This window comes from Bartonella sp. AP7XZML (assembly GCF_042195745.1).
GTDB lineage: Bacteria > Pseudomonadota > Alphaproteobacteria > Rhizobiales > Rhizobiaceae > Bartonella.
The window spans coordinates 1-15,405 of sequence record NZ_JBHIOT010000062.1 but is presented as its reverse complement, the minus strand read 5'-3'; the positions used below and the strand labels follow the sequence as shown (position 1 = coordinate 15,405).

Below are 15,405 nucleotides of genomic sequence, written 5' to 3'. Positions count from 1 at the left end.
TTTAACTATTGAGATTTTAATCTATCTTATACAATCTCTTGATTGTAGCTTGCACAAGAGAGTAATGTTAACATATGGACAAAAACATTGAATGTGTAAAGAGCGGTTGTTATATGAACGGAAAGTAAAAATATGAGTGATCCAATGAAAACAGCATTAAGCCTTGTTCCTATGGTTATTGAACAAACAAATCGTGGTGAACGGGCCTATGATATTTTTTCCCGTCTTTTAAAGGAACGGATTATTTTTATTAATGGACCTGTTGAAGATGGTATGGCAATGCTTGTTTGTGCACAATTGCTTTTCTTGGAAGCGGAAAATCCTAAAAAAGAAATTAGTCTTTATATTAATTCTCCAGGTGGTGTCGTAACATCTGGTATGGCTATTTATGATACTATGCAGTTTATTCGCCCTCCTGTTTCTACGCTTTGCATGGGGCAAGCGGCATCTATGGGGTCTTTATTATTAACGGCTGGAGCAAAAGGTCATCGTTTTACATTGCCAAACGCACGTATTATGGTGCATCAACCATCTGGTGGTTTTCAAGGTCAAGCTTCAGATATTGAGCGACATGCGCAAGATATTATAAAGATGAAACGGCGTTTAAATGAAATTTATGTTCAACATACGAGTCAAGATTATGAGGTTATAGAGAGAACTCTCGATCGCGATCATTTTATGACAGCAGAAGAAGCCAAAGCGTTTGGCTTAGTTGATGATGTTATACAATACCGTGCAGAAACTGAAAAAGAAGAAAAAGATTAAGAGTTTTTATAGAAAAAACAGCTACTTTAAATCAAAGAGTTTTATAAAAAATATCGCAAAATAAGAGAAACACCTAAAAGTATTGAGACATGCATGGTTTTCTATATGTCTTTTAGTTTTCATGATGAAAAGCTTCCTTTGAAAAGGCAAAGTGTTCATATATTGTGGTGAAAGGAAAGAAAAATGAGCAAAATTAGCAATAGCGGGAACGAATCAAAAAATACTCTCTATTGCTCGTTCTGCGGCAAGAGTCAGCATGAGGTGCGTAAGCTCATTGCGGGGCCTACTGTATTTATCTGTGATGAATGTGTAGAGCTTTGCATGGATATTATTCGGGAAGAAAATAAGTCTTCTGGGGTTAAGGTGCGTGATGGTGTTCCTACGCCACAGGAAATTATAACAGTTCTTGATGACTATGTTATTGGTCAGCAGCATGCAAAGCGTGTTCTTTCTGTTGCTGTTCATAATCATTATAAACGGTTGGCGCATCAGTCTAAAAGCAATGATATTGAGTTGGCTAAATCAAATATTCTTCTTGTTGGTCCAACGGGTTGTGGTAAAACTTATCTTGCACAAACATTAGCACGTATTATTGATGTGCCTTTTACGATGGCGGATGCGACCACTTTGACTGAAGCAGGTTATGTGGGGGAAGATGTTGAAAATATTATTTTGAAGCTTCTTCAAGCAGCAGATTATAATGTTGAACGTGCGCAGCGTGGTATTGTTTATATTGATGAGGTTGATAAGATTTCTCGTAAAGCAGACAATCCTTCTATTACAAGAGATGTTTCGGGGGAAGGAGTTCAGCAAGCATTATTAAAAATTATGGAAGGAACGATTGCTTCTGTTCCTCCTCAAGGTGGACGTAAGCATCCGCAACAAGAGTTTCTTCAGGTTGACACCACAAACATCTTATTCATTTGTGGGGGAGCTTTTGCAGGTTTAGAACGGATCATTTCAGGGCGTGGTGAAAAAACTTCTATTGGTTTTTCTGCGACTGTTAAGGCTCCGGATGAGCGTTGTGTCGGTGAAATTTTTCGTGATTTAGAGCCTGAAGATCTTATTAAATTTGGTTTAATACCAGAATTTATTGGGCGGCTTCCTATAGTCGCTACCTTAGAGGATTTAGATGTTAACGCCCTCATGCAAATTTTATCCCAACCTAAAAATGCGTTAGTAAAGCAATATCAGCGTCTTTTTGAAATGGAGAATGTTGAGTTAGCATTTCATGAAGATGCTTTACGTGTTATTGCAAAGAAAGCAATTGAACGTAAAACTGGTGCTCGTGGTTTACGTTCTATTATGGAGAAGATCCTTCTTGAGACGATGTTTGAGCTACCGGCTCTTGAAGGCGTTCAAAAAGTGGTTATTTCGAGTGATGTCGTTGATGGGAAAGCGCGTCCTCTTTATATTTACTCAGAACGTGCAGAAGATAAAGAAAATGTATCAGCATGACATTGTGCGATGCACAATATAAAAGGTGGTAGTGAACGGTATTTGATAGGTGTTTCTAATAATATCATTATAATGCTTGATTTATGTATGAGTAATTACCACTTCATGTACAGTGAAGAGCTGAGATTTTCTAAAGGTGGGCTAATTGTTGTAGATAGCTCATAGGCTCCAGAAAGGAGAGTTATGCAATATATTGATGAAAAGACAGATGAAGTAAGAGATGGGGTTTATGCTGTTTTACCTCTTCGTGATATTGTTGTCTTCCCCCATATGATTGTTCCACTTTTTGTGGGCCGCGAAAAATCAATTCGTGCTCTTGAAGAAACGATGGCGGTTGATAAGCAAATACTATTGGTGACACAAAAAAATGCTTCTGATGACGATCCAAAATCAGAGGATATTTATCATATTGGTACATTTGCTAATATTCTTCAACTTTTAAAGCTTCCTGATGGTACTGTAAAGGTTTTGGTTGAAGGAACTGCACGTGCAAAAATTAGTCAATTTGCTTTAAGTGAAGGTTATCATCAGGCTTTTGCAACTGTTACAGAAGAACCTAGAGAGAGTGATGTTGAGATTGAAGCTCTTTCAAGGTCAGTGATTACTTATTTTGAAAACTATGTAAAGCTTAATAAAAAAATCTCTCCTGAAGTTGTGAATGCGATTGGCCAGCTTGATAATCCTTCTAAGCTTGCCGATACGATTGCTTCTCATTTGATGATTAAACTGGCAGAAAAACAGGAAATATTAGAGCTCTTACCTGTGCGGGCCCGTCTTGAACGTGTTTTGTCCTTCATGGAAGGAGAAATTTCTGTTTTGCAGGTTGAAAAACGTATTCGTTCGCATGTTAAACGGCAAATGGAAAAAAACCAACGAGAATATTATCTCAATGAGCAGATGAAGGCTATTCAAAAAGAGTTAGGAGCAGGTGATGATAGCCGAGATGAACTCTCTGAATTAGAAGAACGTATCAAGAATACAAAACTATCCAAGGAAGCACAGGAAAAAGCTGGAGCAGAATTGAGAAAATTACGGAATATGTCTCCTATGTCTGCAGAAGCGACAGTTGTACGTAACTATCTTGATTGGTTATTAGCAATGCCTTGGGGTAAAAAATCTAAGATTAAAAACAATTTAGATTTTGCTGAAAAGGTCATGAATAATGAACATTTTGGTCTTGAAAAAGTTAAGGAGCGAATTATTGAATATTTGGCCGTACAAAGTCGCGCGTCAAAGATAAAAGGTCCCATTATTTGTTTGTTAGGTCCTCCAGGTGTAGGGAAAACATCATTAGCGCGCTCTATTGCAAAGGCAACGGGACGTGAGTATGTTCGTATCTCATTGGGAGGTGTCCGAGATGAAGCAGAAATTCGTGGACATCGCCGAACATATATTGGATCGATGCCTGGAAAAATTATCCAGTCTATGAAAAAAGCAAAAAAATCTAATCCGCTTTTCTTGCTTGATGAAATTGATAAAATGGGCCAAGATTTTCGTGGCGATCCTTCATCCGCTTTATTAGAAGTTCTTGATCCTGAACAAAATGGTACATTCATTGATCACTATTTGGAAGTTGAATATGATCTTTCTGATGTCATGTTTATCACAACTGCCAATACGCTTAATATTCCGGGTCCGTTAATGGATCGTATGGAAATTATTCGTATCGCTGGTTATACTGAATGTGAGAAAATGGAAATTGTTAAACAGCATCTTTTACCAAAGGCACTAAAAGATCACTGTTTGTCTAAAAAAGAACTCAGTATTTCTGATGGAGCACTAAGGTCAATTATTCAGTTTTATACACGTGAGGCAGGCGTTCGTAACCTTGAACGTGAACTCATGAAAATTTCCCGCAAATCCGTTACAAAAATTCTCAAAACGCATCAAAAATCTGTAAAAGTTACAGAAAGTAATATTCATGATTTCTTGGGTGTTAAACGTTATCATTACAATCAAATTGAAGGAGAAAATCAAATTGGTGTTGTAACAGGTCTTGCGTGGACAGAAGTCGGTGGAGAGTTATTGACCATTGAAGGAGTTATGATGCCCGGCAAAGGGAAGATGACTGTAACTGGAAATTTACGTGATATTATGAAAGAGTCCATTTCAGCGGCAGCATCTTATGTACGTTCTCGTGCTGTTGATTTTGGTATTGAACCTCCACTTTTTGAAAAACGCGATATCCATGTTCATGTTCCAGAGGGTGCGACACCAAAAGATGGCCCATCGGCTGGGATTGCAATGGTGACAGCAATTGTTTCGGTCCTTACAGGAGTAGCTGTGCATAAAGATATTGCAATGACTGGTGAAATTACTTTACGTGGACGCGTTTTACCCATTGGTGGATTAAAAGAAAAACTCTTAGCAGCTCTTCGAGGAGGGATAAAAAAAGTACTTATTCCTGAAGAAAATGCAAAAGATTTGGTTGATATTCCTGATGATGTCAAAAATAATATGGAAATTATTCCGGTAAATCATGTGAGTGAAGTTTTGAAACACGCGTTGGTTCGTTTTCCAGACACTATTGAATGGAAAGAACCCTCTACAGGGGCTGTGCCAATCCGGTCAGAGAGCAGTGATAGTGAAGGAATACAGATTGCGCACTGATTCACTTATCTCATTTATAACGGCATTTTTTAGGTGGTAGAAGATGTTGTTGAGGTTATTATTCTGTTTTTTGTTGGAAAAAGTGAAAAATTCCGTGAATAACTGTGATTATTGCTAAAAAAACAATGTTTTGGATAAAAATAAGACTTCTGTTTGCTGTACTTTTCAATAAACTGACCAATAACATGATTAAGTCATGTTCAGGTAATATAGGGAAAGGAAATATTTTATGAATAAAAGTGAATTCGTTAGCTCCGTTGCTGAAAAGGCAGGTGTTTCGAAAGCGCAAGCTGGTGCTGTTGTTGATGCTTTTATGGCTTCTGTAACAGAAGCTTTGGCTTCAGGGGGAGATGTTCGTCTTCCAGGTTTTGGCACTTTTGAAGTTTCTCATCGTGCTGCAACAAAGGGGCGTAATCCTTCAACTGGTGCTGAAATCGATATTCCAGCACGTTCTGTACCCAAATTTTCTGCAGGAAAAAGCCTTAAAGAAGCAGTTAATAAAAAATAATTTAAGCTACATTAAAAAAACCCGATTTATTTATAAGCGGGTTTTTTTAACACATGTGTTATGCTTGTTTTTCACATAAAACTTTGAGATCCTTGCGATATTTTTTATTTTCATGTATTGCTGGAAATATATTGTTTTTAGTCTTTTCAATGAAATATTGTACTGTATTAATTGAGCGCGGGTATGGCTTATAAAATGTAATATTAACTTTTATTACGCTGAAGTGTTACGGTATTTATTTCAAAACAAGATCCGTAAATAATATGAAGCGGAAAACTCTGTAAAGTCCATAAAAGTTATTATATATCACCATTTACGCTTAATAAAAGTGCATGTTGGTGCCACCGTGCTATCTATTTTCTCAGTTCCTATAATGTTGCGACTAGCCCCAGATATCTGAGACGAGTGCATAAGGGATAGTTTTATTCTTTTACTCTTATACGCCAACCTTTCTTGTGACGCACCAAGAGGATAATTTTATTGATTTATTATAAGATCCTGAAATAAAAAAATCTTTTGATATTCAGATTTGGTTTTTAATATTGGGATTTTTCTTGGCATTTGAGAGGGGAGAGATAGCTCCAGCTCTATCCTACAAATATTTTTTCCATATCTTTATTTCACTTGTGATATGCAAGCGAGTATTTTTCCTCCATCATACAAGAGTTAAAATGAGAGAACATCACAAATTTTGAGGGAGGAAGTTAAAAAACAGAAAAATTACTCTTATAAAATAATATACATTACGTAATATAAAAACTATTAATAAAGATAGTACAGTATTAATTGTGTATTTCCATTTATTTATTTTGATTATTCATAATATGTTTATATAATTATTTTGTTTTTAGTCATTAAATCATATTAAATTATTGATAGCGATAAAGTTTTTTATAGCCAAAAGTTATTTTACAGCATCTACATAATTGAATAAATGATGAAACGTAGGGTAGTATTTATTGATTGGGGGAGACAGTCTTTAAAAGGCTTTAGAATGATTTTTTCACGAGAGTCATAAAGATCTATTCAGTAGGAGAGAGGCGAATCGTGTGTTTTTTATAAACAGGAGCTCTTTGATTATTTATTTGCTAACCACTGAGTACAATCATTGAGAGCTCTCGCTGTTATGGCTTGTTTTTTTACTAATTTTTTTTCTTTACTTGGTAAACGTTTCCCTGAATGTTTAATAGAAGCAATAGGGGGAAAAAGTCCGAAATTGATATTCATTGGCTGAAAAGACTGTGTTTCTGCTTTTTCATCTATGATGTGTCCCCCCGTAATATGATTCAAAAGGGCTCCGAATGCTGTAGTTTGTGGGGGTAGGCAAGGGGAAATATGATGATATTCGGCAGCAGCAAAACGTCCAGCAAGAAGCCCTATTGCCGCTGATTCTACATAACCTTCACATCCGGTAATTTGCCCTGCAAAGCGTAGTTGTTTTTTTTGTTTTAAACGAAGGGTTTGATCAAGAATAATTGGCGAGTTGAGGTAGGTATTGCGGTGAAGACCACCAAGACGCGCAAACTCTGCTTTTTCAAGACCTGGAATCATTCTAAAAATACGAATTTGTTCACCATATTTCAGTTTTGTTTGAAAGCCGACCATATTATAAAGCGTTCCAAGTTTATTATCTTGGCGTAATTGAACGACAGCGTAGGGTTTAACTGTAGGGTTATGGGCATTAGTTAAGCCCATAGGTTTCATAGGACCATGTCTTAACGTTTCAAGTCCGCGCTCAGCCATAATTTCAATGGGGAGGCATCCATCAAAATAGGGCGTTTTTTCAAAGTCACGAAACTCTGTTTTTTCAGCATTTTTTAACTCTTCAACGAATGTTTCATATTGTTCTTTGTTGAGGGGACAATTAAGATAATCTTTTCCTGTTCCCTCAGGACCAATTTTATCATAGCGAGACTGATACCAACAAATGTTGATATCAATACTGTCGGTATGGATAATAGGCGCAATTGCATCAAAAAAAGAAAGAGCTTTTATACCGGTTATTGCTTGTAATTTTTGAGCAAGTGCAGGCGATGTAAGGGGGCCTGTTGCAATGACAACATGTTTCCAAGCTTTAGGAATTTCTTGAACTTCTTCACGTCTGATTGTTATAAGAGGGTGATTTTCAAGTGCTGTCGTAACGGTTTTTGAAAATCCATCACGGTCAACAGCAAGAGCACTACCTGCGGGAACTTTGTTGGCATCAGCAGCTTTCATAATTAACGATTTTGCTAATCGCATTTCAGCATGTAAAAGCCCTACGGCATTTGTTAATGAATCATCGCAACGAAACGAATTTGAACAAACCAGTTCTGCCAATTTATCGGTTTTATGGGCATCTGATTTTTTTTCGGGTCGCATTTCATGCAAAACAACAGAAATTCCTGACTGAGCGATTTGCCAGCTTGCTTCACACCCCGCAAGACCGCCACCGATGATATGAATTGGGATATCAAATGTCTTTAACATAATTGACTTTTAGCGTAAGCAGTTATGTATGAAAAGCATAGATTTTGTTTTTTTTAATATATTTGTTTGCTTTTTTTCTGTAATTAATGGTATAGAAACGCCGCTTGTATAAGGTTATTAGCTTGTAAGTTTGAGCGGATGTGGCGAAATTGGTAGACGCACCAGATTTAGGTTCTGGCGGGAGACCGTGGGGGTTCGAGTCCCTCCATCCGCACCAAAGCAATCCCTTAAGTGCTACGGATTTCTACGTGTCTGAAATTCCGCTTCATGGTAAATGTAACACTCGAAGTGTTAGAATGTAATGATTATTAGAGTGGGTTGATCCCTCTCCTTAGAAAAATGAAGGTGTTTAATGCAGGTTACCGAGACGCTTAATGAAGGACTGAAGCGCGAAATTAAGATCGTGGTTCCAGCGAAAGATTTAGAAGAAAAGTTGAATGAACGATTGGATGATACCAAGGGAAAAATCAAGCTTAATGGTTTTCGTCCCGGTAAAGTGCCTAGTGGGCATTTGCGAAAAATGTATGGTAAATCCTTTATGGCGGAGATTCTCAATGAGATACTCAGTGATGCACCCCGTTCTATTTTAGCGGACCGCAATGAACGTGCAGCGATGCAGCCAAAAATTGATATAGATGAAGATGAAAAAATTCTAGATGGCAAAGCTGATTTTACTTTTAGTTTAAAGTATGAAGTTTTACCAAAAATTGACATTAAAGATTTTGAACATATTAAGGTTATCCGTGAAATTGCAATTATTCCTGAACAGGATATTGATGATCAAGTCAATCGCGTCCTTTCTTCTACGCGTAATTATTCTCTAAAAGAGGGGAATTCTGAAGAAGGTGATCGCATTACCATAGATTATCAAGGTAAGCTTGAAGGCGTTCCATTTGAAGGTGGGGCAGATAGTGATGCACAACTGATTCTTGGGTCAAAACAATTTATTCCTGGTTTTGAAGAGCAATTGGTTGGTGTGAAAGCTGGGGATGTAAAAACGATTTTTGTTAAGTTTCCTGATAATTACAGTGCGGCACATTTGGCGGGACGGGAAGCAGAGTTTGACATTACTATCAAAGCTGTCTTTAAACCAGATGAATTAAAAATTGATGATGAAGCAGCGCAAAAAGTTGGTTTAGAGTCTCTAGATCGCTTACGTGAGGTCGTTCGTGGGCAGATTGAAAGCCAATATGGTTCAGTGACACGTCAAAAAGTTAAGCGTCAAATTCTTGATGCTTTAGATGCTGATTATAATTTTGAGATTCCTGAAGAACTTTTAGAGGTTGAGTTTAACAATATATGGGCTCAGGTTAATGATGATTTGAAAAAGGCTGGGCGCAGTTTTGAAGATGAAGGTATTACAGAAGAAAAGGCACGTGAGGAATATCGTGTCCTTGCGCAGCGTCGTGTTCGTCTTGGTTTGGTGCTTTCTGAAATTGGAATGAAGGTTGGTGTTAAAGTTAGTGAGAATGAGCTAAAAGCAGCAGTTTTTGATCAGGTTCGCCAATATCCAGGACAAGAGAAAGAGATTATGGATTTTTTCCGTAAGACTCCGGAAGCTGTTGAAAATCTACGTGCTCCGATTTTTGAAGAAAAGGTCATTGATCATTTATTAGCACAGATAAAAGTCACAGATAAAGAAGTGACGGTTGAAGAGTTGATGAAAGAATATGACGAATCAGATGTCCCTGAAGAAAAGCAGGCAAAGAAAAAGTCTGAAGTGAAAGAAACGTCTACAGAGAAAAAACCAGCTAAGAAAAAGGCTCCTAAAAAAGCTTAATATTTATGCAAACAATACAAGCCCGATAAAATCGGGCTTGTATTGTAAGATTTATATCCTAGGATTGCACTGAGAGAATGGTTTTAGATAAGCCATGAGTGAATTTTAAAATATTGGTAGTGGATTGGCAATGAGCATCATTGATACGCGTACTCCTGATTCTAAGCGTTTTATTTCTGGAGTTACAGGTGATTGGGAAGTCATCATTGGCATGGAAGTTCATGCGCAAATCATATCAAATTCGAAACTTTTTTCAGGAGCATCAACCAAATTTGGTGCAGAGCCGAACAATCATGTATCACTTATTGATGCAGCCATGCCAGGTATGTTGCCTGTTCTTAATCAAGAATGTGTTCGTCAAGCGGTTCGAACGGGGTTAGGATTAAAGGCGCATATTAATTTAAAATCTGTTTTTGATCGCAAAAACTATTTTTATCCAGATTTACCGCAGGGGTATCAGATTTCTCAATTTCGCTATCCCATTGTAGGAGAGGGAAAGATTATTATATCTGTTGGTCCAGATTCGAATGGCCAATTTGAGGATATTGAAGTGGGAATTGAGAGGTTGCATCTTGAACAGGATGCTGGAAAATCGATGCACGATCAACATCCAACGATGTCTTTTGTAGATCTTAATCGTTCTGGTGTTGCTCTTATGGAAATTGTTTCCAAGCCTGATATGCGCTCATCAGATGAAGCCAAAGCCTATATGACAAAATTGCGTACGATTGTTCGTTATTTGGGCACTTGCGATGGCAATATGGATGAAGGTTCTATGCGTGCAGATGTCAATGTATCTGTTCGTCGTCCTGGTGAAGATTTTGGAACGCGCTGTGAAATTAAAAATGTTAATTCTATTCGCTTTATTGGTCAAGCAATTGAATATGAAGCGCGTCGTCAGATCGCAATTTTAGAAGATGGAGGCGTCATAGATCAAGAGACTCGGCTTTTTGATGCCGCTAAAGGTGAAACGCGTTCTATGCGCTCAAAGGAAGAAGCGCATGACTATCGTTATTTTCCTGACCCTGATCTTTTACCATTAGAATTTGATCAAGCATTTGTGGATGCTTTGGCAGCAGACTTACCAGAATTGCCTGACGCTATAAAAGCACGTTTTATTAAGGAAATGGGATTGACAGTGTATGATGCTTCCATTCTTGTGACAGAAAAGGCTATTGCTGATTATTTTGAAGAGGTAGCGCGTGGGCGTGATGGAAAAATAGTTGCCAATTGGGTGATTAACGACCTTTTAGGGGCTTTAAATAAAGATAATCGTGAGATTGAAGAGTCACCAGTATCGCCAAATCAATTGGGAAGCATTATTGATCTTATAAAAGAAGGAGTTATTTCTGGAAAAATTGCCAAAGATCTTTTTGAGATTATTTGGAATGAGGGGGGAGATGCACGCCAAATTGTAGAAGAACGAAATATGAAGCAGGTAACGGATACAAAGGCTATTGAAAGAGCTGTTGATGAGATCGTTGCCAATAATTCTGATAAAGTTGCGCAAGCAAAGCACAAACCTGCTTTAGCTGGTTGGTTTGTTGGACAGGTAATGAAAGTAACAGGTGGTAAGGCAAATCCCCAAGCTGTTAATGAATTGGTTAAGATGAAACTTGGCATAGATTAAATTTTATGGGGTGGAGAAGAAGCCATACATATGATATCTTCTTGAAATTAAAGGATAGCACGTTAACCTATCAATTGGAATTGTAGTTGAATTTACTAGTAACTTTTTCGATAATTTCAATCGTTAATAATTTTATTCCAACGATTAATTTCATGAGCGCACTAAATGAATGGAATAGCAGATGGCTCGTTTTTTTAAGCAAATCTTCACATGGTGGAATGGTAATACCATTGGTACGCGTTTTTTCACATGGCGCAAAGGTAAGCGGATAGGGGAAGATCAGTTTGGAAATATATATTATGAAGGAGGATTTCATAAGGATGGTTATCCGCACCGTTGGGTTATCTATAAAGACTATTCTGAGGCCTCTACTATTCCACCAGGTTGGCATGGCTGGATTCATCATCGCTGTGAGTGTCCACCAACACAAGAGGATTATCATCCTTATGAATGGGAAAAGTCTCATGTTGCAAATATGACAGGAACAAGTGAGGGCTATCGACCAAAGGGAGCTATCACCTCCAATGGAGAGCGTTCTTGTGTGCATGAAGATTATGATGCGTGGTCACCTAAAAAATAACATGTTTTAATGTGCGTGTGTATTTTTGTCTTATTTGACTCTATGTTATGAAAAGAATTATTTTTTAAGGTGCGATTGATTTTGATATGATGAGATTTTTTTTATTGTTAGGGGTGAGGCATTTTATATATATTTTTTTAATGGGAATTTTAGTGTTTTTATCCTTAAATAATGGGGTGCGGGCTGAGCGTATTAGCAATGGAATTGCTGTTTTTGCAGGTCTTGACAAAATCACGGGACGGACAACACGTTTTGAAGTTACTCTTGGTAAAATTTATCAGTACGGTGCATTACAGGTAACACCACGTGCGTGTTATACGAGCTCTAAAGATGAACCCACGCGTACAACTGGTTTTGTTGAAGTCAATGAAGTAACATTAGATAAAAAAGTACGGCGTATTTTTACGGGATGGATGTTTGCAGATAGTCCTGGTTTGAACGCTGTTGAGCATCCTATTTATGATGTGTGGTTAAAGGATTGCAAGCAGAATGCTCAAGATCTTCCTCTTCAATAATTAGTGTGTTATCTATTTATAATACATTGATTTATAATGGTCCTTTATCATTTTACAACTTAATAGCAAATTCCTATGATTACCTCATTTAATTTTTTTTATATTGAATAATCCAAACTATTCTCTTGCGCGTTACAAGTGGCGGATGTGTCAATAACACTGTCTAAAAAAGGAATAAAAAATTCCGTCATGAACTGTTTAAATTCAAAGATGCATCATTAGAATCAACATATTTTTTAAGTGTTTCATAAGAGACAGTTCTTGAATTATATCTGTTAAAGGTTGAAATGAAAGGCTTGTTTATATTTGTTAAAGAGATGAACTGACGCTTTTGCATGTATGAGGGAAACAGATTATCAAGTAAGTAATTTATCATGAAACACTAATTATTATATCTAGAGAACGCTGTATTGGTATTTTTTCTCATAGAGATGTCGTTTTTCGTTCAAAGCATAGAAGCAATGCAGGCCATATTAATGGAAAAATTGAGATTTAAGATTCTTTAAAGTTTATCAATCGAAGTATAGCTTGGTTAAAAAATGCAATAATCAATATATTTCTAGTAAGAAAATAATGTTTATATATTTTTATTATACACCACTTCATAAGTGAGTTTGTCTATTCGTAAGTTCTTGTGTATTGCATGGTAACTTCACATTTAAGTAAGCGGGATACCACTAAGTTTGTAAATCATATTCTTGATATCCATGCTTTTTAAAATCTTTTGTATAAAATACACGTGTTTTCATGTAGAGCTATTGAAAATTTAAAAAGGGGTTTCGAAGAGGCGTTGAGAAGATTCTGCATCACTGGGAATGGTATATTTATTTTGTATAAAGTATAACCCATTTTCTAAAAAATACGAGATTTTATACAATGAAAGTTTCTAGTCACCAACATAATGATGTTTCCCGATTGCCAAAACAACCTAAAGAACCCTTATTGAATGTTCCATTTATTATAGTTGTTTTGATAGCATTTTGTTTTTGTCTTTATTGCATTTCTCAGTATTTTTTTTCTCATCAGGTTTATGTTGAAAGTCTTGAGCTTTTTTCATTTATACCAGCATTGTTTAAGAGGGATCCTGTAGCATTTTGTTATACCATGGTGAGTTATTCATTTATGCATAGTAGTTTTAAACATGTTGCTCTTAATATGGTTTGGCTTTTGGTTTTCGGCTCTCCTTTAGCAAGGCATTTTGGTGTTTTACGTTTTTTAATTTTTTGGGTGTTAACGGCAGTTATTTCTGTTTTGACTTATTTTACATTTCATCAAGAAAGTACCATATCACTTATTGGGGCGTCAGGTGCCGTATCTGGAATGATGGGTGCTATTGCACGTTACGGTTTTCCTAGTGGTAATCTAGCTGTCAATGCGCAGAACGAAAAACTTTTAGGACCTTTATTATCTGTCAAAAAAGCTCTGTGTTCTAAGGGGGTTCTTGTTTATATGAGTGTATGGCTGACGACTGATTTGATCATAGGTATTTCTTCTATTTTGTTTGAAGAAAATGGCATCTCAATAGCATGGGAAGCTCATATTGGCGGGTTTTTTGCGGGTTTTTTGTTGGTTGGTTTTTTTGATGTTTCACAAAAAATTAAAAACTAGAATCTAAGATATTGATGTGCCACATAAAGAGCTATTGTTGCTGCATTTGAAACATTTAATGATTTAATATTTCCAGGCATGTCAAGGCGTGTTAAAGCGCAAACGGTTTCGCGTGTTTTTTTACGTAAACCTTTACCTTCTGCTCCTAAAACAAGAGCAATTTTATTCCCTGTTAATGCTGTTTCTAGAGGTTGGTCACCTTCTGAATCGAGACCAAAGCTTGTAAAACCTGTTTGATGAAGTTCTTGAAGAGCTTCAGCAAGGTTTCGTACGGTAATATAATGAATCATTTCCAGAGCTCCAGATGCCGCTTTCGCAAGAACACCGCTTTCGTGGGGAGAGTGACGGCAAGTTGTAATAAGTGCTTTAGCTTTCAATGCAACTGCAGAGCGCATAATAGCGCCAACATTATGTGGATCGGTAATTTGATCCATGACAATGACCAGATCAGTATTGGTTAGTTCCGACAGTTTGCATGGTTTGAGGGGGAGAGTTTCCAAAACAATACCTTGATGAACAGCCTCACTTCCAACAAGCGAATCAAGATATTTGGGGGTGCATAATGTAACAGAGCAAGGATAATCTGATTCGGATATATTTAATCGTTTTAAGGCATTTTGTGTAACGTAAAGACATTTTAAAATTCTTTTTGGGTTTTCTAAAGCAGCCTGAACAGAATGAATGCCATAAAGATGGATGATCTCTTGCTGTAAAGAAGCAGCTTTCTTCTTTGGGTGTGTAAAAGATCGAGAAGGAGAGCCTTTTGTATCGCGATATCGGCGACGCAAACGAGCATAATGAGAATTTTGTGATGTTTTTTCTTTCATAGCTTCTTTATAACGTGTTAATAAGAAAAATAGAGAGAAAAAATCTATGATTTAAAATTATGAGCAGGAAATTTGTACAGAATTGTATTTATTCTGTTGACAGATACAATAGTAATCGTCATAACCACTTCGCAATCAGATTGAATTGAATGGGTATTCAAGATGGTTGTCGTGATGTCTCATTGCGCGACTTTATCGGTGGAATGGAGGGGTGCCCGAGTGGTTAAAGGGGGCGGACTGTAAATCCGTTGCGTATGCTACGTTGGTTCGAATCCAACCCCCTCCACCATTCATCGAAGGAGAGTTAGTACGTGGGTCATGCGGGTATAGCTCAATGGTAGAGCAGCAGCCTTCCAAGCTGAATATGCGGGTTCGATTCCCGCTACCCGCTCCAAATGGTTGTTGATGATTGGGCAAATAGGTATGGTGGAGGATATTCCATTTATAGATTTGGTGGGGTTTTCCGTCTAAGAGTTGTGGTGATTGGGCTGTTTACAGTCTGGTCAGACTTAAGTTTTGCAGAATTGTCCCTAGGTGCTAATAAAAATAGGGAATAAAACAAGAGATTAATAGCAATGGCGAAGAGCAAGTTTGAACGAACAAAACCGCATGTTAATATTGGTACGATTGGTCACGTTGATCATGGGAAGACCTC

At 37.2% G+C, this 15,405-nt stretch carries 11 protein-coding genes, 3 tRNA genes and 1 pseudogene; 13 read left to right on the top strand and 2 right to left on the bottom strand.

What is annotated here, in order from left to right; translation table 11 throughout:
• Positions 1 to 132: 132 nt before the first annotated feature.
• The 4 genes from clpP (at position 133) to ACFILT_RS04490 (ending at position 5,341) form a co-directional block, all read left to right on the top strand.
• Positions 133 to 765, top strand: a complete 633-nt coding sequence (gene clpP / locus ACFILT_RS04505) for an ATP-dependent Clp endopeptidase proteolytic subunit ClpP (protein ID WP_375611281.1) — start codon at positions 133 to 135, stop codon at positions 763 to 765.
• A 183-nt stretch (positions 766 to 948) separates the two neighbouring features.
• Entirely contained in the window at positions 949 to 2,223 is a 1,275-nt protein-coding gene (gene clpX, locus ACFILT_RS04500; protein ID WP_273723371.1) for an ATP-dependent Clp protease ATP-binding subunit ClpX, read from the top strand.
• A 183-nt stretch (positions 2,224 to 2,406) separates the two neighbouring features.
• Entirely contained in the window at positions 2,407 to 4,833 is a 2,427-nt protein-coding gene (gene lon / locus ACFILT_RS04495; RefSeq protein WP_375679134.1) for an endopeptidase La, read from the top strand.
• Positions 4,834 to 5,062: 229 nt separating this feature from the next.
• On the top strand, positions 5,063 to 5,341 hold the full coding sequence (locus ACFILT_RS04490) for an HU family DNA-binding protein (protein WP_375611283.1): 279 nt from the start codon (positions 5,063 to 5,065) through the stop codon (positions 5,339 to 5,341).
• 1,077 nt (positions 5,342 to 6,418) lie between these two features.
• Here ACFILT_RS04490 and trmFO read toward each other — a convergent pair.
• A complete protein-coding gene (gene trmFO, locus ACFILT_RS04485) occupies positions 6,419 to 7,810 on the bottom strand; it encodes a methylenetetrahydrofolate--tRNA-(uracil(54)-C(5))-methyltransferase (FADH(2)-oxidizing) TrmFO (RefSeq protein ID WP_375679655.1) in 1,392 nt (463 codons plus the stop codon).
• Between the two features lie 134 nt (positions 7,811 to 7,944).
• Here trmFO and ACFILT_RS04480 point away from each other — a divergent pair.
• From ACFILT_RS04480 to ACFILT_RS04455, 6 genes are all read left to right on the top strand, one after another.
• Positions 7,945 to 8,027: transfer RNA gene (locus ACFILT_RS04480), tRNA-Leu, on the top strand.
• A 135-nt stretch (positions 8,028 to 8,162) separates the two neighbouring features.
• Positions 8,163 to 9,590: a trigger factor gene (gene tig, locus ACFILT_RS04475; RefSeq protein ID WP_375679654.1), complete on the top strand. Its 1,428-nt coding sequence runs from the start codon at positions 8,163 to 8,165 to the stop codon at positions 9,588 to 9,590.
• 130 nt (positions 9,591 to 9,720) lie between these two features.
• Positions 9,721 to 11,220 carry an Asp-tRNA(Asn)/Glu-tRNA(Gln) amidotransferase subunit GatB gene (gene gatB, locus ACFILT_RS04470; protein ID WP_375628991.1) on the top strand — a complete coding sequence of 500 codons (1,500 nt, stop codon included), beginning with the start codon at positions 9,721 to 9,723 and terminating at the stop codon, positions 11,218 to 11,220.
• A gap of 181 nt (positions 11,221 to 11,401) precedes the next feature.
• Entirely contained in the window at positions 11,402 to 11,800 is a 399-nt protein-coding gene (locus ACFILT_RS04465; protein WP_375679136.1) for an NADH:ubiquinone oxidoreductase subunit NDUFA12, read from the top strand.
• 89 nt (positions 11,801 to 11,889) lie between these two features.
• Positions 11,890 to 12,315, top strand: coding sequence for a DUF2155 domain-containing protein (locus tag ACFILT_RS04460; protein ID WP_375613043.1), 426 nt, complete (start codon positions 11,890 to 11,892; stop codon positions 12,313 to 12,315).
• Positions 12,316 to 13,191: 876 nt separating this feature from the next.
• Positions 13,192 to 13,923, top strand: coding sequence for a rhomboid family intramembrane serine protease (locus ACFILT_RS04455; protein ID WP_375612890.1), 732 nt, complete (start codon positions 13,192 to 13,194; stop codon positions 13,921 to 13,923).
• Here the strand turns inward: ACFILT_RS04455 and ACFILT_RS04450 are convergent.
• A complete protein-coding gene (locus ACFILT_RS04450) occupies positions 13,920 to 14,750 on the bottom strand; it encodes a TrmH family RNA methyltransferase (protein ID WP_375612889.1) in 831 nt (276 codons plus the stop codon). The genes ACFILT_RS04455 and ACFILT_RS04450 overlap by 4 nt on opposite strands.
• A 205-nt stretch (positions 14,751 to 14,955) precedes the next feature.
• Between ACFILT_RS04450 and ACFILT_RS04445 the strand changes: the two genes are divergently transcribed.
• The 3 genes and pseudogenes from ACFILT_RS04445 to ACFILT_RS04435 all read left to right on the top strand — a co-directional run.
• Positions 14,956 to 15,039: transfer RNA gene (locus ACFILT_RS04445), tRNA-Tyr, on the top strand.
• Positions 15,040 to 15,070: 31 nt separating this feature from the next.
• A tRNA-Gly gene (locus ACFILT_RS04440) sits at positions 15,071 to 15,144 on the top strand.
• 181 nt (positions 15,145 to 15,325) lie between these two features.
• Positions 15,326 to 15,405, top strand: a pseudogene (locus ACFILT_RS04435) (elongation factor Tu); the annotation flags it as partial.